This is a genomic window from Candidatus Tisiphia endosymbiont of Xenochironomus xenolabis (assembly GCF_964264705.1).
Taxonomy (GTDB): domain Bacteria; phylum Pseudomonadota; class Alphaproteobacteria; order Rickettsiales; family Rickettsiaceae; genus Tisiphia.
This window is the reverse complement of sequence record NZ_OZ183473.1, coordinates 1,225,964-1,245,128: the sequence shown is the minus strand read 5'-3', so window position 1 is coordinate 1,245,128 and position 19,165 is coordinate 1,225,964. Positions and strand designations below refer to the sequence as shown.

At 30.6% G+C, this 19,165-nt stretch carries 18 protein-coding genes; 13 read left to right on the top strand and 5 right to left on the bottom strand.

All coding sequences use genetic code 11. The features are described from left to right. Nucleotides 1-224: 224 nt before the first annotated feature. The 13 genes from ACFELY_RS06030 (at nucleotide 225) to recO (ending at nucleotide 14,355) form a co-directional block, all read left to right on the top strand. A complete protein-coding gene (locus ACFELY_RS06030) occupies nucleotides 225-1,019 on the top strand; it encodes a sensor histidine kinase (RefSeq protein ID WP_341759140.1) in 795 nt (264 codons plus the stop codon). Continuing rightward, complete coding sequence (locus tag ACFELY_RS06025; RefSeq protein ID WP_375333915.1) at nucleotides 1,003-1,419, top strand: response regulator; 417 nt, start codon at nucleotides 1,003-1,005, stop codon at nucleotides 1,417-1,419. Before ACFELY_RS06030 ends, ACFELY_RS06025 begins: the two co-directional genes overlap by 17 nt. Nucleotides 1,420-1,645: 226 nt before the next feature. Next, nucleotides 1,646-2,677: a cell division protein ZapE gene (gene zapE / locus ACFELY_RS06020; protein ID WP_375333914.1), complete on the top strand. Its 1,032-nt coding sequence runs from the start codon at nucleotides 1,646-1,648 to the stop codon at nucleotides 2,675-2,677. Beyond that, nucleotides 2,667-3,293 carry a dTMP kinase gene (gene tmk, locus ACFELY_RS06015; protein WP_375333913.1) on the top strand — a complete coding sequence of 209 codons (627 nt, stop codon included), beginning with the start codon at nucleotides 2,667-2,669 and terminating at the stop codon, nucleotides 3,291-3,293. The genes zapE and tmk overlap by 11 nt, the downstream gene beginning before the upstream one ends. A gap of 144 nt (nucleotides 3,294-3,437) precedes the next feature. Then, nucleotides 3,438-4,940 (top strand): Npt1/Npt2 family nucleotide transporter, encoded by a 1,503-nt coding sequence (locus ACFELY_RS06010; RefSeq protein ID WP_094649192.1) that lies wholly within the window; start codon nucleotides 3,438-3,440, stop codon nucleotides 4,938-4,940. Nucleotides 4,941-5,084: 144 nt separating this feature from the next. Beyond that, entirely contained in the window at nucleotides 5,085-6,752 is a 1,668-nt protein-coding gene (locus tag ACFELY_RS06005; protein ID WP_375333912.1) for a hypothetical protein, read from the top strand. A 37-nt stretch (nucleotides 6,753-6,789) separates the two neighbouring features. Continuing rightward, on the top strand, nucleotides 6,790-7,836 hold the full coding sequence (locus ACFELY_RS06000) for a glycosyltransferase family 4 protein (RefSeq protein WP_375333911.1): 1,047 nt from the start codon (nucleotides 6,790-6,792) through the stop codon (nucleotides 7,834-7,836). 197 nt (nucleotides 7,837-8,033) lie between these two features. Continuing rightward, nucleotides 8,034-9,017, top strand: a complete 984-nt coding sequence (locus tag ACFELY_RS05990) for a polyprenyl synthetase family protein (protein WP_341759134.1) — start codon at nucleotides 8,034-8,036, stop codon at nucleotides 9,015-9,017. Between the two features lie 29 nt (nucleotides 9,018-9,046). Beyond that, a complete protein-coding gene (gene ligA / locus ACFELY_RS05985) occupies nucleotides 9,047-11,143 on the top strand; it encodes an NAD-dependent DNA ligase LigA (protein WP_375333910.1) in 2,097 nt (698 codons plus the stop codon). An 88-nt stretch (nucleotides 11,144-11,231) separates the two neighbouring features. Then, the gene (gene lepB / locus ACFELY_RS05980; RefSeq protein WP_375329814.1) at nucleotides 11,232-12,035 is read left to right on the top strand and encodes a signal peptidase I; all 804 of its coding nucleotides are present in this window, start codon (nucleotides 11,232-11,234) and stop codon (nucleotides 12,033-12,035) included. Further along, nucleotides 12,022-12,732, top strand: a complete 711-nt coding sequence (gene rnc / locus ACFELY_RS05975; protein ID WP_375333909.1) for a ribonuclease III — start codon at nucleotides 12,022-12,024, stop codon at nucleotides 12,730-12,732. Before lepB ends, rnc begins: the two co-directional genes overlap by 14 nt. A gap of 16 nt (nucleotides 12,733-12,748) precedes the next feature. Further along, complete coding sequence (gene era / locus ACFELY_RS05970) at nucleotides 12,749-13,642, top strand: GTPase Era (protein ID WP_341759130.1); 894 nt, start codon at nucleotides 12,749-12,751, stop codon at nucleotides 13,640-13,642. Nucleotides 13,643-13,644: 2 nt separating this feature from the next. Further along, entirely contained in the window at nucleotides 13,645-14,355 is a 711-nt protein-coding gene (recO, locus tag ACFELY_RS05965) for a DNA repair protein RecO (RefSeq protein ID WP_341759129.1), read from the top strand. Between the two features lie 17 nt (nucleotides 14,356-14,372). Here the strand turns inward: recO and ACFELY_RS05960 are convergent, their stop codons facing one another. From ACFELY_RS05960 to uppS, 5 genes are all read right to left on the bottom strand, one after another. Then, nucleotides 14,373-16,586, bottom strand: a complete 2,214-nt coding sequence (locus ACFELY_RS05960) for an ATP-dependent DNA helicase RecG (RefSeq protein ID WP_375333908.1) — start codon at nucleotides 16,584-16,586, stop codon at nucleotides 14,373-14,375. Nucleotides 16,587-16,667: 81 nt separating this feature from the next. Further along, nucleotides 16,668-17,279 carry a ribonuclease D gene (locus ACFELY_RS05955; RefSeq protein WP_341759876.1) on the bottom strand — a complete coding sequence of 204 codons (612 nt, stop codon included), beginning with the start codon at nucleotides 17,277-17,279 and terminating at the stop codon, nucleotides 16,668-16,670. A 9-nt stretch (nucleotides 17,280-17,288) separates the two neighbouring features. Beyond that, a complete protein-coding gene (locus ACFELY_RS05950) occupies nucleotides 17,289-17,630 on the bottom strand; it encodes an FtsB family cell division protein (protein ID WP_094649264.1) in 342 nt (113 codons plus the stop codon). Beyond that, entirely contained in the window at nucleotides 17,608-18,333 is a 726-nt protein-coding gene (locus tag ACFELY_RS05945; RefSeq protein WP_094649263.1) for a phosphatidate cytidylyltransferase, read from the bottom strand. Before ACFELY_RS05945 ends, ACFELY_RS05950 begins: the two co-directional genes overlap by 23 nt. Further along, nucleotides 18,293-18,982: a polyprenyl diphosphate synthase gene (gene uppS / locus ACFELY_RS05940; protein ID WP_192866928.1), complete on the bottom strand. Its 690-nt coding sequence runs from the start codon at nucleotides 18,980-18,982 to the stop codon at nucleotides 18,293-18,295. The genes ACFELY_RS05945 and uppS overlap by 41 nt, the downstream gene beginning before the upstream one ends. Between the last annotated feature and the right edge of the window lie 183 nt (nucleotides 18,983-19,165).

Genomic DNA, 19,165 nt, shown 5'->3' with positions numbered 1-19,165 from the left:
ATACTGCTTTGGTCTTAAGAATTGAATTTCGTTTGAGATGGTGAGTCCATACTAACCACTATAAGATATGTGAGTATGCAAATTCATGATAAAATGAAAAAGTAATTCTTGAAAACAAAGTAATATATAATTATTTTAAATAAAATAAGCATATGTTCCAACTTATTTGGGCTATTTTAGTTATATTTTTGATTCCTGTATTTTTTTATATTTGTAGGTATAGGATGTTTTCATGGTTCAGTTTAAAGAGTAATTCAAAAACTAAAATATTAGAATTAGAACAAAAATTATCAGAACAAGATAATATTTTAAATCACGTGACTCACGAAATTAGGACTTCAATACATGGAGGAAGTAGTATAGCACAATTTTTATATGAGAATTGGGATAAAATGGATGAGCAAGAGCATGTAAAGTATGTTGGTATAATAGCTAAGAATAGTCAGCATATTATAAAGTTAATTAATGACTTACTAGACCTATCTAAGTTTAGTACCGGGAGGATGAAGTTTAATTTTGCTGCTATGGATCTATTAGATTCTATAAAAAATATTGTACAACAACTTACAGAATTAAATGTATTTAATGATCAAGTAAATATTATTCTTATTAATCATAGTATTACGAAAGCAATGATTAATGGAGATGCAATTAGAATTAACCAATTATTAAATAATTTATTTAATAATGCCCTTAAATACACTAAAGAAGGATTAATTGTGGCAATAATTAATTTAAAGAATTATGAAAATAATCCTTATTGGTGTTTTAGCTTAATCGATACAGGTATAGGAATTCCAGACTCAGAGCTTGAAACTGTTTTTGAAATATTTACTTGTAGCTCACGAACTAATGATAATTTTATTGGTACTGGCATTGGTTTATCTATTTGCCAGGAAATTATACTAGCTCATAAGGGGCATATTTCTGTTGAAAATAACCGTAGAAAAGGAACAAAGGTAGAATTTATGATTCCTGTATACGATGAAAAAGAGGTGCAAAATGATGACAAAGTATAATATTATAAAAATATTTACTATACTTTTTGTTGATGATGAACCAATTTGCCATGACGCAATAAATTTAGTGCTACGTCATGAACAAAAATATAAAATTATCAATGCTTGTACCGGACAAGAAGCAGTTGATTTATTTAAAATATATGCTAATAAAATAGATATAATATTTCTTGATATTTCTCTTCCTGATATGACAGGTTATGAAGTACATAAACAGATCAGAAGTAACAAAAATCTTGCCCATATTCCTATAATTTTTCAAAGTGGTTTGTCTAGCAATCATAAGGAAATACAAGGGTTCTTACAAGAACAAGCGACATATATAATCCATAAACCTTATAAAAACGAAGAACTGCTTGAAACTATAAGGAAGTTCCATAAAGCATACGCATTAAGTTAATGAAATAGGGTTTAATAATCCTAGGTGTTTTTAGGGTTGATAATTATAGCACCCTACATTTTCACGACAGAATAAAAAATATAGGGGCTATAATAAAAATTACATTTAAAAATTAAGAATTTATGGTGAAATTGAAAAACCGTGAATGCTCAAGTTTGATTAGCTATTGATCCTAAAACAAGTTCAGGATGGCTCATAATAATAACCTTAACGAGAATATAATCGATTGTCTGAATTAAAATTTGATGAAAAGCAGCTGTTTCTGCTTAGTAGAATCAAGAATTTTGCTAAACAAATTGAAGATAAGTCATTTTTGAGGTTCTTTAATAGCAGTTTATTAGCAAAACAAGGTATCTATTTATATGGTAATGTAGGTAATGGCAAAACTGTATTAATGCAACATTTTTTTCAAATATTGCAAATTAAGAAATTAATGATCCATTACCAGAATTTGATGCAATCGGTACATAAAGATATTTATCAGTTACAAGACAAATCAAAGTCTAAAAATAATATTATAAAAAGCATTGCGACAAATTATGCAAAACAAGCAGCAGTAATATGTATCGACGAGTTTGAAATTAAAGATATAGCTGATGCTATGATAATAGGACCGCTACTTCTTGAACTGATAAAATGTAAGGTATTTATCTTCATTACCAGTAATACCAAACCAGAAGATTTGTATAAAGATGGTTTACAAAGAAATTCTTTTCTGCCAATAATTAAAGAGATTTATCAAAGGTTTGAAGTCATGTACTTAGATAGTGATCATGATTATCGATTAGATAAAATTATGCAAACGGCTAGCAGACGCATAATATATCCAATTAATGAACATAATAAATTGGAGATACAGCAACTTATTGGCAAGTTAAATCATAATAACCAGCTAGTTCCTAAGGATATTGCTGTTTTCGGACGGAAAATATCTTTTAACATGGCTGGTGAGAAAATATTAGTGACCGATTTTGAAGAGCTATTTGTAAGAGAATTAGGTTATGTTGATTATGTAGATATTTGTCAAAAATTTTCTATTATAATAGTAGAAAATATTCGTATAATAAGTTCTGATAATACAGATTTAGCTGTTAGGTTTATCAATTTTGTTGATAATGCTTATTTTTATAAGGTGGTACTATTCATGACTTTACAAGATGAGCCAGTAAAAATATATCAGAATGGTTTGCGTAGTAATGAATTTAAGAGAACTATTTCAAGGTTACATGAAATGAATAGTGGTAGTTATGTCAATTAAAAACGGTAAATTTATTACGTTTGAAGGTGGGGAAGGGTGTGGTAAATCTACCCAGAGTGATATGCTACACCAGTATTTATTATCACAAAATATCCGGGCAGATTTAACACATGAAGTGGGCGGAACTATTGCAGCTGAGAAAATGCGTGACATTTTAGTTTATCAAGATTTATTACCTATGTCAGAATTGCTGCAAGTTATGGCGGCACGTTACGAACATGTTCATAAAAGGATTATTCCTAAACTCAATTCTGGGGTCTCAGTTATTTGTGATAGGTTTGTGGATTCTACGGCTTGTTATCAAGGGCAAGAGGTAGGTACTGATTTAGTTTATGACCTTCATAAATCTCTAATATCACCTGTAATGCCTGATATTACCTTTTTTATTGATATAGAGCCAAATATTGCTTTAGCAAGGGCGTGGGCAAGAGGTAATAATAATAAATTTGAAAGTAAGAATATTGAATTTCATCAAAAAGTCTATGATAAATTTCAATATATATCAGATAAATTTCCAGATAGAATAGTAAAAATAAACGCTGCAGATCTTAGTGCAAACGAAATTCATGATATAATTGTAGTGATGCTCACACGAAAGCTTGAAAAAACTATATAATTTTGTCACGTAACTAATTTTGTTAATAGAGAAATATGCTAATTTTCATTGACTTTATTGTCATAGAGCTTTAAAAGTGCTAGTGCAGCTTCACCATATATGAAATATAGCCTCTATCTTTAGGTAATTCTTTGTGTAATAATAATGTTACCATTCAAAAATATTTTTTCTAAAATACAGGAAATCATTTGGCCAATAGAGAGGGAGGAGTTGAAACTTTTTCTACCTATGGCATTAATGATGCTCTGTGTTCTTTTTAATTTTGGGGCTCTGAGGTCTGTTAAAGACGGATTAGTTGTGCCATCAATGGGAGCGGAGGTTATCAGCTTTTTAAAACTTTGGCTTGTTTTGCCATCTTCTATATTATTCGCTGTATTATATGTAAAGCTCAGTAATCACATCCGTTTTGAATATATTTTTTATATAATAATTTCAAGCTTTTTGTTGTTTTTTCTGATATTTGCCTATGTCATTTATCCTAATCAGGAGTTTTATCATCCAAATACTGAGCAGATAGAACATTTAGTATCTTTGTATCCTAATTTTCGGTGGTTTATCAAGATAATGGGTAAGTGGAGTTACGCTATCATGTATGTTTGTGCAGAATTATGGAGTGCCGTAATTATTAACCTAATGTTTTGGCAATTTGCTAATAATATTTTTGATACAAATAATGCAAAACGTTTTTATCCAATTTTAGGAATGGTAGGCAATGTTGGCTTAATTGTAGCTGGTAATGTATTAGTAGCTTTCTCAAATGTACAAGAGATATCAGATACCCAAATGATAATAGATGAAGATTTACAATATAATTCAGAACTAATGTTACAACCAATTATGTCTATAATAGTATTTGCCGGTATAATTTCAATGTTGTTATTTAGGTTAATTAATTATCTGATTTTGCATGATAAGGGATTAATGGCTGATTTTAAAGTAACTCAAATACAGGCAAAAACCTCTTTACCACTTCTGGATAGTATCAGGCTAATTATTAGCTCAAAATATGTTGGACGCATTGCTTTATTGATAATTTGTTATGGAGCACTAACTAATATAGTGGAAGGTCCGTGGAAAGCTAAAGTAAGAGAGCTTAATCCCAATACGTTAGATTATATAAACTTTATGGGCAGGTTTAATATTTGGATGGGAATTTCCTGCGTGACTTTTATGGTAGTTGGCAGTAATGTGATTAGGAAATTTACTTGGTTAGTTTCAGCATTATTAACACCTTTGATGTTTTCGATAACTGGTTTAATGTTTTTCATTTTTGTTATTTTCTCAGAAGATATAGGTTGTGGTATTAAAGACTTTAATCCAATTTATGCTGCTGTAATTATTGGAGGGATACAAAATATTTTAAGTAAATCAACTAAATATTCGTTATTTGATTCAACAAAGGAAATGGCATATATTCCTTTATCATTAGAACTTCGAACAAAAGGTAAAGCTGCTGCTGAGGTTATTAGTACCAAATTTGGTAAGTCTCTAGGAGCTTTTATTCAGTCTTTTATATTCATAATAGTGCCTACTGCCACATGTGATTCAATAGTAGTTTATTTACTAATAATGTTTATTATGATAGTTATTTTATGGTTTTGGGATATAGTGCAGTTAAACCGTGAATATGTAAAATTATGTAATTAGCCTAAATTCGTGATAATAATAAGCAATATTAGACTTCTTGTAAAAATAATGAAAACAGCTATTAGTGTAGTATAAAAATCTGTTATATTTGTAGATATAATAGATTTTGGAATAACTTGTCATATCGAATTCAGATTAATTAGCATGCGAAAAACGTTAATATATATATCAGTGATAATTGCTGCAACCCTTTTGATTTATACTGTCTCATGGTTTGTAATTATTAGTTCTGTCGCTGGTAAGATTAATCAACAATATAGTAACCGTTACATCGCTGCTAATACTATAGATAGTGAACAAAAATATTTTGTTAAATTTAATAAAATTGCCAGCTATGGTTTTCCATTTAAAATTGCCTTTCAAATAGTTGGTTGGCATGAAGAGGGAGAAACTAGTGTAGTTGAATTTCATACTCCGATTTATATAGGTTATGACTTACTAAAACAAGCTTGCTTTATTACCTATTCTGGTAACGCAACAGGTCGTTATAAGCCTATTCAATTGGGATTTGGTACAAAATTTGAAAGTGATAATTATTCTTTTATAGCAAAAATTCCTTTAAGTTTGAAGTTATTTAAGATTTTTACACAAAAAAAAGATCCGTTTGAAATTATAAATTTTGTCGAGAAGTTGGAATTAAGATCTGACAAAAGCAAAATCTTTGATTTAGTTGACCAACAGAAGCTATATGATCAAGATCATACAGCTATTTCATTTTCACTAGACAAGAAAAAATATTATACTGATCTAGAAGATTTTAAAAATAATATACCGCAAAAATTAAATATTAGTTATTCAACCAATATCTTAGAAAGTAATATTATCAACAGAAGGATACCAGCCGGTCTTTTATTATATAGATTTGCTTGGCCAATGCCTTTTAATTTTGAAGGTAAGTTTTATATAAAAACAAATAAATCTATATATAGTGAATTTGCTAACGATTTAGAAATAAAAATGATATCCAGCAAATTTTCAAGCAATGTCCAAGACTCTTTGACTAGCTTCTTCTATCAAAATAAAGAGGAAGAAGGTAATCGTGCTAGCCACCTTAAGGTTGAATCAACAATTGATTTGAAATCAGGATTTTCCGATAATATATTAAATTCTATCCAGTATTTATTGCCGTATATATCAGCATTGCCTAACAATTTATCTTTAATGGAAGAGTTAGAGTATGTTAACAATAATAAAGATAAATTCAATTTAACTGAATTAGAAAATCATCAATATATTTTTGATTTAGATGTAAATTTTTTTGCTAGAACAAACGATGTAATGAGAGCTCAAATACATAACCTTAGTTTATTTTCTAATAATACTGGATTTCGCTTGTCAAGTGAGTGCAAGCTAAATTCATTTGGGAAATTTGATATTAATGGACTTGTTGTCGTCAATAATTATTTAAAGGTAACTGATATTATAACTAATTACTTGTTAAATTTAGGTAGGTTCAAAACATTTTCTGAAGATAGTCGTATTGTATACAAAGAGGGGATTAATTATTTTCTAAAAACCGTATCAGATCATCCTGACTCTAACTCAGGGGACATAAGTTTTGAGTATAAATTAGATTCCAATAATATAAAAAAAGGAAAAATAGGCACAGTTGATTTTGATAAGTTTTTACCATTATATTATCTAGCATTATACAAAAAAGCCTCCGAAAAAATACGGGTTGGTGATAGTATAACAAAAAGGATACAAGAGCTAGTGCCTGATTTCAATGAACATCAAAAATTATTAAAACAATTAATGATTCAACCTTTTTTGGAGATTGATAATGATCATAAGAAGGAAATTATACAATAGACTTGTATGTGAAAGATTTCTAATTCTGTAAAATTATATGCGAGTAGTTAATGTAATGTTAAATAAAGGGCTTGGCGGGGTTGAGCAAGCTTCAATTGATTATGTTTCCATGTTATTGGAACATCAATGTGAGGTAATGTGTATTTTTGCTAATAAGGCAGAGAGTGAAGCAAATCTTTTACCTTATATTAAAGATATAGAATTTCATAAAATTTCTCGCATAGGATCACGAGACCCTATTGCCATACTAAAGATACGTAAATTAATACAAAGTTTTAAGGCTGATATTATTATAGCCCACTCAAACCATGCCGGATTTATTGCTGGTTGGGCTGCAAAAAAACTAGTTCCTAGTATCGGTGTATCACATGGTTATAGTATCAAAGGTATTAAATATACAGATTCGATAATTTGCGTTACCGAACATATGAAAAATGAGTTACGAAAAAAAATATTGAAGCCAATATTTGTATTACCCAATATTACTTATATTGCAAATAATCTTACTATTGATTTTCAGTATTCTATGAATAAGATTCCTGTTATAGGTATCTTAGGACGTTTGCACCTTGATAAAGGAATAAATACTTTACTACAAGCTGTTAAAATACTCAAATCACAAGGTATAATGGTTCAGTTGCTTATCGGTGGAGATGGTGAAGAGAAAGAAAATTTACAAAAACTAGCTTACCAGTTATCAATTGAAAAACAAATTAAATGGTTAGGGTGGATTAACGATAAAACTAAATTTTTTTCTGAGATTGATATTTTTTGTCTTCCTAGTATAAAAGAATCTTTTGGTATTGTACTTTTGGAAGCAATGGCTAATTTGAAACCTATAGTATCTACTGATAGTTGCGGAGCTAGGGAAATTTTGTCACATGAAAACGATAGTGTAATTGTACCAATTAACGATGCAGAAAAATTAGCGGAATCTATAATTTTTCTTATTAATAATCCTGAGATTGTTAAAAAATATATAGAAGGTGCATATAAAAAAGTTCAAAATTTGTATACACCAGCAATAGTAGGAAAAAAACTATATAAAATTCTTACCGATATTACAACATTTCCCGTTAGCTAAAATTTTGTTATAGTCAATTCAGGGGAATTTGGGGCTAGGAACGATGGAGCGACGCCTATAAGTAATAGGCGAGCGACGAGTGACGACGTCACCAACTTCCCATCAATTGACTATAGTATAGCTAACTAGACAAAGGAGTTACCTAGAACCTTAACGGTGTTATAGTAACGAAAACTTAATTAATAAGTGAGTATAAATTGGACACTATAAAAATAATACATAAAGACTTAAGCAAAGAACTTTCTGCGTTAAATAAGCTTATTTTAACCCACCTAGCTACTAAAGAGGAGCTAGTTAGTGTAATAGGTAAATATTTGCTGGAATTTGGTGGAAAGAGAATCAGACCGTTACTAACAATTTTAACTAGTAAAATGTTTGGTTATGTAGGAGAGGATAACATAAAGCTTGCTGCGGCTGTAGAGTTTATTCATGCAGCAACTTTACTGCATGACGATGTAGTAGATGAAAGTACCATGAGAAGATCCAAACCTACTGCTAACGTTATCTGGAATAGCAAGGCTAGTATTTTAGTAGGAGACTTCTTATTTAGCCAATCATTTCAGCTAATGGTTGATACAAAATCTATTAAAGCAATGAAATCTTTATCAAGAGCTTCAGCAATTATATCAGAAGGAGAGGTTTCGCAACTGGTAAAATTGAATCAGCGGAGAATTATTGACGAAACAGAATATAATGAAATAATTATGGCTAAAACTGCAGAATTATTTGGTGTATCTTGTGAAGCAGGAGCAATTATTTCTAATCAATCTAATGAAACTTGTGAAATCTTACAAAAATTTGGTAGATATTTAGGCAATATTTTTCAAATCATTGATGATTTATTTGACTATTTGGGGGATAGTCGTGATATTGGCAAGAATATAGGTGATGATTTTTTAGAAGGGAAAATAACTCTACCACTAATTTTCCTATATAAGAAGCTTGATGATAAGTGGCAGTTAAAAATTCAAGAAATGATTAAGGCAGATAATAGAACTGAAAGTGAGTTTAAACTAATACGAGATTTGATGATAGAACATTGTATTAAGCAGCAAATTATCGACTATTTAGCAGCTATTAACAATGAAGCTAGTAATTTATTAAAGCAAATCCCCATACAAAATATTTATAAAGATCACTTAGCTTCCTTACTAGAATTTACTTTAAATAGGTCTTATTAATAATAAATATAGCCCCAAGCGTCATATATATGCAAAATATTCCAACTGATATTGAACATCTTTCTGAATTAGAGGTAAAAAATTTACTAAAACACCTGGCAAATAAGATAAGAGAATATAATAACGCCTATTACCAAGAAGATGCTCCTCTAATTTCTGATGCTGAGTATGATCAATTATTTAATTTAAATCTTGAACTTGAAAAAAAATTTCCTCATCTGGTACTGGCAAATAGTCCGACTAAACAAATTGGTAGTTCTGTAGCAGAGAAATTTTCGAAAGTAACACATATCAATCCGATGTTTTCGCTTAGTAATGCTTTTGATAGTGAAGATGTATCAGAGTTTATCAATAGAATAAAGAATTTTCTACGACTTGATAATTTTCCGGCTATTTTTTGCGAACCTAAAATAGATGGTTTGTCTTTTTCTGCTACCTATGAGGATGGAATACTTACCAAAGCTGCGACAAGAGGTGATGGTTTTATTGGAGAAGATATAACGGAAAATATCAAGACTATCAAGAATTTTCCTCATGCAATAGTTGCAACATCAGGAATTTTGGAAGTAAGAGGCGAAGTTTATATTAATAAGCAGGATTTTCTATTATTAAATCAAGCTCAAGAATTATCCAAAAAAGATAAATTTGCTAACCCGCGTAACGCGGCTGCTGGGTCATTAAGACAGTTAGACCCAAACGTTACAGCTATTAGACCTCTAGGATATTTTGTTTATGCTGTGGGGAGTAGCAGTAGCAAAATAGCTGATTCTCAAGATATTTTATTAGATAAGTTAAAAGAGTTAGGATTCATCGTCAATAATATAGGGAAATTAGCTTGTTCTGAAGATGAGATGAAATCTTTCTATGAATATTTGAATTCATCTAGAGAAGAATTACCTTATGAAATTGATGGTGTTGTATATAAACTAAATGATTTTGCTTTGCAGCAAAGAATGGGCTTTATTGCAAGAAGTCCAAGATTTGCTATTGCTCATAAATTTCCGGCGATTATTGGTCAAACTAAACTAATTAACATTACTCTACAAGTAGGTAGAACCGGTGTATTAACTCCAGTTGCTGAGTTAGAGCCGCTTTCTATTGGTGGAGTTAGGGTATCACGAGCTACCTTACATAATTATCAAGAAATTATCAGAAAAGACATACGGATCAATGATTATGTATTTTTGCAGAGAGCTGGTGATGTCATACCACAAATTACTGCTGTAGATTTTACCAAACGCTCTAGTGAATCGCTAAAAATCGATATGCCGAAGCTTTGCCCATCTTGTGGCTCTCAGTTACATTATAATCAAGAAACTATAATTATTCGTTGTGATAATGGTTTAAATTGTCCGGCTCAGAATTATGAACGAATTTGCCATTTTACATCTAAAAATGCTTTAGATATAGATGGTTTGGGGAAAAAGCAAATAGAATTTTTGCTGGAAAAATCTTTAATAGAAAATCCTGTGGATATTTTTTATTTACAAAATAATAATGAAAAAAACTTAGTCAAGCTTGAAAATATGGTAGGATGGGGGCGAAAATCTGTAGAAAACCTATTTGCCAATATTGACAAAGCCAAAACCGTTTCCCTAAATAGATTCATTTATTCCCTAGGAATCAGACATATTGGTGAACAAACCGCCAAATTACTTGCTCGAGAATTTCAGAATTATAATAATTTCATAACAGCTATGGAATCTTTGTTAAAAGGTGAACAGCCAATTTACCAAAGGTTAAATGATCTGGAAGGAATAGGCGATAAGATTTTGCTAGATATTATCGACTTTTTTGATATTAAAGAAAATTTACAAACTATTCAGCAACTGAGTAAAATTCTAAATATTCAAGACCATAATCAACAAACAACTAAAACTGCATTATCTGGCAAAATTGTGGTATATACTGGTTCCTTACTAACTCTCTCAAGAGCAGAAGCCAAATCTCAGGCAGAAAAATTAGGAGCTAAAGTAGCCAGTAGCGTTTCGTCTACCACTGATTTAGTAGTGGCAGGTAGCGATGCTGGTAGTAAACTCAAGAAAGCTAAAGAGCTGGGGATTAAAATTATTGATGAAGATGAGTGGCAAGAGTTAGTACTCTTAAGTCACACTCAAATATTTTGAAGAAAACAATTCAAAATATTGCTGGATTTAAACATATTAATGGATTATCATTGTTCATATTTAACTCATTATTAAATAATTATTACATATGCAAATAACAGGTAAGGCTACTAACAAAAAAACACCAATTCAAGAATTTGCCTCTTTTATCTTTGTAATATTTTTGGCACTGATGATAAGATTTTTTGTGATGGAAAATTTCTTTGTGCCAACAGGTTCAATGAAAGCGACAGTGCTGGAAAATGATTATATTTTCTCAACAAAATATTCTTACGGATATAGTAATTATTCTCTTCCTTTCAGCCCTAATATTTTTAACGATAGAATATTAGCATCACAACCACAAAGAGGGGATATAGTAGTTTTTCGTCCACCAAATAATATGGATATTCGATATATAAAAAGATTAATTGGGCTACCTGGAGATAAAATACAATTAATCAATGATGTAGTATATATAAATGATAAAGCTATAGATCGTACTGAAGTTGGGACATATACAAGTGAAGAAGGAAGAAGTTACATAAAATATAAGGAAATATTACCTAACGGCGTAAATTATTTTTCTTATAAATTAAAACAAAATGATCGTTTGTTAGCAAATCAATATGGTAATACAGAAATCTTTTATGTACCAGAAGGAAAATATTTCTTTCTTGGTGATAACAGAGATGAATCAAATGATAGTAGGATAGAACTAGGATTTGTTCCATTCAAAAACTTTATTGCCAAAGGACAATTTATTTATTTTTCGACAAAAGAAAAATTATGGCAAAGTGATATTGGGATAATTAATCAAATATTCCGTGTTGGTACTTGGTTGGCGTCTATTAGATTTAACAGACTATTTACTTCTCTTTATACAGATAAAATACAAAATGATCACAAATAAAGAATCAGCACTCTCTACTCCGGAAAAACTTGAGCAAGATATAGGATATAATTTTAATAATAAAGATTTCTTACTGGAAGCATTAAGCCACCCTTCTCTAAAACAGCATACCGTAAAGCATGGAGTCCAAAAGAATTACGAACGTTTAGAATTACTTGGTGATACAATAATTAATTTTGTTATTACTGAAATTCTATTTAAAAATTTCTCTACTTATGATGAGGGGAAATTAGCAAAAATTAGAGCTTATCTAGTCTGTAAAGAATTACTTTGTAAGGTAGCTGCCAAGATCAATTTGTCAGACTATATTATTATGACTTACGGCGAAGAGCTATTAGGAGGAAGACGAAATCCTAATAATATCGAAAATACTATGGAGGCATTAATTGCTGCCATTTATCTTGATAGTAATATTGATACCGTAAAAAAAATAATATATGATTTATGGTATGAATTTATAGATATTATTGATTTAGCTGATTATGATCCTAAAAGTACTCTTCAGGAATTAGCCCAAAAAAAGGGAAGTGAAAAGCCGGTATATCAAGTGATTAAAAGAGAAGGATCCCCTCATGCCGCCATCTTCACTGTATTAGTGCAGATGGATGAATATCAACAAACTGGTACTGGTCATTCAGTTAAGGAAGCAGAAAAAGTCGCTGCTCGTAAATTAATGAATTACCTCAACAATTTATAAGTTGTAAGGCTAGTCCATGGAAATATTTCAAAAGACAATATCCATATCTATCATTGGAAAACCAAATGCTGGTAAATCATCATTATTAAACAAACTTATTGGACAAAAAATATCGATAGTTACTCCTAAAGTTCAAACTACCCGCTCTATTATAACCGGAATAGTTACCATAAAAGATACACAGCTGATAATACTAGATACACCGGGTATATTTGAACCAAAGAAACAGCTGGAAAAAGCAATGGTACGGTGTGCATGGTCAAGTTTACATGGTGTAGATTTAGTATTATTGATCATAGATAGTACGAAACCTATTGATCAATTTACTTTGCAAATACTCAAAAAATTGCAAACTCTTAAAATAAATTTAATATTCTTATTAAACAAAATTGATATTCCTTCTGAATATCTAGAAGAAATAGAAAATACTCTAAATTCTCAGTTCGTAGATAGTTATATATTAAAGCTATCCGTTTTATCCGGCAAAAATGTCAATAAATTACTCAATTATATCCAAAGCCAAGCTAAAGAATCGCCTTGGCTATATGAAGAGGATGATGTTACTAATCTGCCTATGCGATTTTTAGCAGCTGAGATAACTAGGGAACAATTATTTTTGAATCTCCACCAAGAATTACCTTACAATTTAACCGTCCAAACTGAAATGTGGCAGGAAAATAACGATAAATCTATCAAAATTCATCAAGTAATAGTTGTTTCAAGAGACTCTTATAAGACTATTATTTTAGGAAAAAATGGTTGTAAAATTAAAGAAATAGGTTCTAAGGCAAGAATGGAAATGCAGATATCTTTTGATTGTAAAATTCATCTTTTTCTTTTTGTAAAAGTACGTGAACTTTGGCAAGATGACCCAAACTCATATAGCCATATGCGATTACAACAGACTTGAATATGAATTTTAAAGATATAGGAATAATAATTGGCAAAAAACCATTAAAAGAAAATTCGGCTATTATTACAGTTTTTACTAAAAATCATGGCTTATATTCTGGGGTAATACGAGAAACATCTAGAAAGTCTGGCACTATAAATCAGCAAGGTAATATTGTTGATTTTTTTTGGCAAGCTAGATTACATGAACATATAGGAATGGCTAAATGTGAATTAATAAAATCTTACACTGGTCTTTTAATAACTAATAAAATTAAGCTATATGCCTTTAATTCAATTATTAGCTTGATTAAAATAGCATTTCATGAAAGAGAAAATCACAATAATTTTTTCCCAATCTTTGTAAAATATTTAAACAACCTAGCAAATAATTTTATTTTTGAAGAGTATATTAGGTTTGAATTAGCCATACTCCAAGAATCGGGATATGGTCTTGAGTTGGATAAATGTACAGTAACAGGTAGCCAGGAGAATCTGAAATATGTCTCACCAAAATCTGGAAAAGCAGTCTGTTTATCAGAAGGGCTGAAATATCAAGACAGGCTTTTAATATTACCACAATTCTTAACCTCCACTAAGTATGAAATTACTAATAATGATAAAAAACAAGCTTTTAATTTAACTACATATTTTTTTAACCGATATTTCTTTCACAACAACCAAAAACTACATGCTCGAGATAATTTTATACAATGTGTACTATATGATTAATTGTGAGTGTTCACAACCTAGTTTAATTCATTAAATTCTACTTTAGCAAATAATTTTGTTTGAAGTGTCAATAATTCTGAATGATTATTTGAACTTTCTTCTGCCAATTTATTAGCTTTAGTTAAAAGGTCTAAGTCTCTAGCTAGATCAGCAAAAAAGAATCTTATCTCACCACTTTGCTTTGTTCCTAATATTTCTCCGCTACCTCTTAACAGTAAATCCTGCTCAGCTATATAAAAGCCATCATTACTATTTCTCATCACTTCAAATCTAGATTTTGCAAGTATAGTTAATTTTTGAGGATCATATAGAAGAATACAATGAGATTGTAACATTCCACGTCCAACTCTACCTCTTATCTGATGTAATTGAGCTAAACCAAACTGCTCGGCATTCTCTATGACGATTAAGGTGGCATCTGGGACATCAATACCCACTTCAATTACAGTTGTTGCAATAAGAATTTTAATATTACCATTCTTAAATTGTTGCATAATCGCATCTTTTTGTTCATTTTTCATTTTGCCGTGTATAGTAGTTGTAATGTTAGGGTAGGCGGTTTCAATGGTAATGAATCTGGTATTAACGTCAGTCAGCCCAGTAGACCTCTTGCAAAACTCTACTTCTGCTGGTAATTTGGACAATGATGCGGTACTCGAATCCTCACGTACATTAGAGTACGCTGCGGTTCTGCGTTCCGCGTCTCCTTCAAATTCCTCAGCATAAGCGAGTTTTGCAAGAGGTCTAGTGTTTTTTTCCTGGGTTACTAACTCTTCATTAGTTTGATCGATAAGGGGGCATATCCAGTAAATTTTTTCTCCAGATGTTAGTTTTTTATCCAAAACGGAAATTACATTATTTAGTTTTGTTTTGGGTAAGATGCTAGTAATAATTGGTAGTCGATTTTTTGGCTTACTGGTTAATTTAGAAATATCCATATCTCCAAACATAGTCAAAGTAAGGCTTCTAGGAATAGGGGTGGCTGTCATTACTAAAACATCTGGATATGAAGCTTTATTAATTAAATCGAGCCGTTGTTGTACACCAAATTTATGTTGCTCATCAATGACAATATAACCTAGATTTTTAAAAATTACTTTTTCTTGAAATAATGCATGAGTGCCAATTAATATATCAATATCTCCGTTTTCTAGCTCTGATAATAGCTTATTGCGTTCTTTGCTAGATATTTTTCCAGTAAGTAAACCAATCTTTATTCCGCTTTCACTTAAGGCTTTAACAAAGAATTGGTAATGTTGATTTGCTAATAAATCAGTAGGAGCCATTAGTGCAGCTTGAAATTTATGATATACTACATTGACTATTGTTAATAAAGCTACCAGGGTCTTGCCAGACCCTACATCACCTTGCAGTAAACGCATCATTTCTGTAGGAGATAATTGATCTTTTTCAATTTCTTCAATGACTTTTTTTTGGTCATATGTTAGTTCAAATCCTAATATTTTAAGTATTGATTGTTGTAGCTGAACGGATTTAGTAAATGAATTACCTTGTTTTAATTTTGTTTGTTGACGGAGATGTTGTAATGATAGCTGGTTAGCAAATAGTTCTCTTGCTGCTAATCGTCTTAAGGATTGAGTTTGTAATTTAGTATCATGAACTTGGTATAAATGCATGATTTTTAAATCATTTAATAAAGATTCAATATAATCCTTTATTTCTTGAAAATTTTTAGGGATACTGTTACACTCTCTTTCAAGCAAATCAATAGCCTTTATTATATAGGAATAAAGTTGCTTATTAATTATTCCATAAGTTAAAGGATAAATTGATTGTATAGAGTTGGTAAGTTTTTTATCAAAAATAAATATTGGGTGAGATATTTGAGCTAAGCTAGAGAATATTTGTACCTTGCCTTCAATTATTTGCTTACTACCTATCGTAAGTTTATTTAGCAAAAAATAAGGTGGTCTATTAAAAAATATCAGTAGAATAGAACCAGTCTCATTAGATACTAAGATTTTTAAAGGCTGCTTTCTGCTTTTGGGAACAAGAATTTCTTCAATTGTTACTTCCGCTTGAATTAACTGTCCATTTTTCAGTAAAGATAAATTGGGCGAAATTGTTTTAACTTGATAAGAAGTAGGGCGGTAAAATAGCAAATCTCTTAAATTGATGATCCCCAATCTTTTAAGTCCATCAATTATATTATCACTAACGTTAATATGTGATTTAATTGGTAGGAAAAAAAACTTACTGATAGTTAACATGTTTTATTACTATATAGTTTTGTCTTTTTAATGTCATACCTGGGAAAGCAGGTATCCAGATTCCCGCTTCGGTGCGGAATCTTAGTGCATAAAAATATCGATATCGTTCCAGCCTATCAGATCTAAATTAGCTCTAATAGGTAAGAATTTAAAAATTTGTTTTGCAAGGTCTAGCCTATTTTCGGCTAATAATCTATCTTGTAAGATAGAACGTAGCTGATGTAAATAAAGGACATCTTTGGCAGCATATTCTTTTTGTTCTTCCGTAAGCTCATTTCTTCCCCAATAGGAAGATTGTTGTTGTTTAGAAATTTGCACTGAAAGCAATTCGCGACATAAATCTTTTAAGCCATGGGAATCAGTGTAGGTTCTAACCAATTTAGAAGATATTTTGGTACAGAAGATATTCTCTAAATCAATTTCAAGATATTTCTTTATTGCGGCTAAATCAAATCGAGCATAGTGAAATATTTTACACCGATTTTTATCAAGTAATAATTTTTTTAAATTAGGTGCTGCATAGTTCTTGTCAATAAAGTTTACTAGATAAGCATCACCATCACCATTACTCATTTGCAAAAGACATAATCTATCCCTATGCACTTTTAATCCCATCGTTTCTGTATCGATTGCTAAGTCTCCAGCAATATTAAAATTTTCTGGAATATCATTGTAAAAAACTATAGTACTAATAATAACCTCCTAATCTTTTATATTGCTTACCACATATTTTACGGTAAATACCTGTTCTGTTGGAGAAGCCACTCCTAGAACTCTTCTAGCTTCTTGGTCAAGCATATCCTTGTCTAGAGATTCTGGTCTAAGTAGTTTTACTTTATGTTCAAGTTCAACACGTTCTGCCCTTAAAGTTTCTAGCTCACTATAGGCTTTTTCCAGTCGTTGATTTAATGTAAAATAAGCAATAATTCCCCTATTACCATAAATAGAATGGAAAATAAAATAAGCTAATAGTAAAGAAAGCAAAACATTAAATATTATAATTTTGGATCTTTTAACTAAATCAATAAGATATTGATAATTCATAATATTTTAATAATAAAAATAATATTGGGGCGGTGAGAATTATGCTGTCGAATCGGTCTAAAACGCCTCCATGACCTGGTATTATAGTGCCACTATCTTTAATAGCAAATTTGCGTTTGAAATATGAAATAAATAAATCGCTCATTTGTGCTATTAGTGCTAAACAAAAAGCTGCTATAATTAAGTGCCGTTTGTTTAACAAATAGTAAGTTGGCAAATCAAACCCTGGCAGCAAACTCAATAAAAATGCCGCAACCCCGCTAGCTAATACTCCTGTGATTAATCCACTCCAAGTTTTGTTAGGACTAATCTTGGGAGCAAGTTTAATACCGCCTATATTTTTCCCGCCAATCATAGCAAATATATCAACTGACCATATTATAGTAAAATAGAGTAATAATAGCCACCGATTTTTATCTTCAGTAGCAATTATTACTAAAGATATAATAGGAATGGGAATAATAATCAACCCAAATAATCCATAAAGAAAGGACGATTTGGTTATTGATGGTTTGGTCATCTGATACCATTCATATAACATACCTACGGCAATTAATAACATCAATATATAAAATAACGACTTGATAGATATTATCGATATAATAAATACCGGTCCTATTACTAAGGCTGATAATACTCTCATGAATATATTAGACTTTTTCTTACCTGCCACCAAAAGTCCTCTTCCTTTTTGAGTAATCATCTAACGCTTCTAATAAATCTTGTTTGTCAAAGTCAGGCCAGTATTTAGGTGAAAAATATAGTTCAGCATATGCGATTTGCCATAATAATAAATTGCTGATTCTATATACCCCACCAGTGCGAATTAATAAATCTACATCTGGCATTTCTGGATCATACAGATAATTAATAAACTCATGTTCACCAATATTTGTTTTACCAGAATCGATAATTTTCTGACAGGCATCAACAATTTCTGCTCGCCCGCCATAGCTAAAAGCAAGACAAAGAGTTATTTTATTATTATGTTTTGTTAATTCCATAGCATCATGAATTTGTTTTTGTAACACAGAATCCAACAAATCCAATTTACCGATAATTTTTATTTTAACCCCATTCTTGTGCAGTGCCTCAGTCTCATTTTTTAGATAATAACGTAATAATTTCAATAAAAATGTGACCTCAGTCTTTGATCTACGCCAATTCTCTAATGAAAAAGTATAAAGTGTAACGTAAGGTATATTAAGTTCTATAAAATTTGCTAATAATTTTTTTACTTTATCAGCACCTACTCTATGTCCTTCAAATTTAGGTAGGTCTTTCCCTAATGTCCACCTAGCATTACCATCCATGATGATAGCTAAATGATTTACTTTGTTGATTGTACTCATATTTACTTTTGTATTATATAGCTAATCTTGGTAAGTTTTTAAATGTTATCCCTATTTTGGTGCAGGAATCTCTATATCTCGCAATTGTCGAAAGTTAGAAGAAGATGTGGGTTTTAGATATCTTTTCTGTCATTGCGAGACCACGCAAGTAGGTCGTGGCAATCCATCTTTGGTTACTTTTAT

Excerpts from the sequence above, each read along its gene's own strand:
- ACFELY_RS06030 (WP_341759140.1), top strand. The coding sequence starts at position 225 with ATGTTTTCATGGTTCAGTTTAAAGAGTAATTCAAAAACTAAAATATTA.
- ACFELY_RS06025 (WP_375333915.1), top strand. The coding sequence starts at position 1,003 with ATGATGACAAAGTATAATATTATAAAAATATTTACTATACTTTTTGTT.
- tmk (WP_375333913.1), top strand. The coding sequence starts at position 2,667 with ATGTCAATTAAAAACGGTAAATTTATTACGTTTGAAGGTGGGGAAGGG.
- ACFELY_RS06010 (WP_094649192.1), top strand. The coding sequence starts at position 3,438 with ATGTTACCATTCAAAAATATTTTTTCTAAAATACAGGAAATCATTTGG.
- ACFELY_RS06005 (WP_375333912.1), top strand. The coding sequence starts at position 5,085 with ATGCGAAAAACGTTAATATATATATCAGTGATAATTGCTGCAACCCTT.
- ACFELY_RS06000 (WP_375333911.1), top strand. The coding sequence starts at position 6,790 with ATGCGAGTAGTTAATGTAATGTTAAATAAAGGGCTTGGCGGGGTTGAG.
- ligA (WP_375333910.1), top strand. The coding sequence starts at position 9,047 with ATGCAAAATATTCCAACTGATATTGAACATCTTTCTGAATTAGAGGTA.
- lepB (WP_375329814.1), top strand. The coding sequence starts at position 11,232 with ATGCAAATAACAGGTAAGGCTACTAACAAAAAAACACCAATTCAAGAA.
- rnc (WP_375333909.1), top strand. The coding sequence starts at position 12,022 with ATGATCACAAATAAAGAATCAGCACTCTCTACTCCGGAAAAACTTGAG.
- era (WP_341759130.1), top strand. The coding sequence starts at position 12,749 with ATGGAAATATTTCAAAAGACAATATCCATATCTATCATTGGAAAACCA.
- recO (WP_341759129.1), top strand. The coding sequence starts at position 13,645 with ATGAATTTTAAAGATATAGGAATAATAATTGGCAAAAAACCATTAAAA.
- ACFELY_RS05960 (WP_375333908.1), bottom strand. The coding sequence starts at position 16,586 with ATGTTAACTATCAGTAAGTTTTTTTTCCTACCAATTAAATCACATATT.
- ACFELY_RS05950 (WP_094649264.1), bottom strand. The coding sequence starts at position 17,630 with ATGAATTATCAATATCTTATTGATTTAGTTAAAAGATCCAAAATTATA.
- ACFELY_RS05945 (WP_094649263.1), bottom strand. The coding sequence starts at position 18,333 with ATGATTACTCAAAAAGGAAGAGGACTTTTGGTGGCAGGTAAGAAAAAG.
- uppS (WP_192866928.1), bottom strand. The coding sequence starts at position 18,982 with ATGAGTACAATCAACAAAGTAAATCATTTAGCTATCATCATGGATGGT.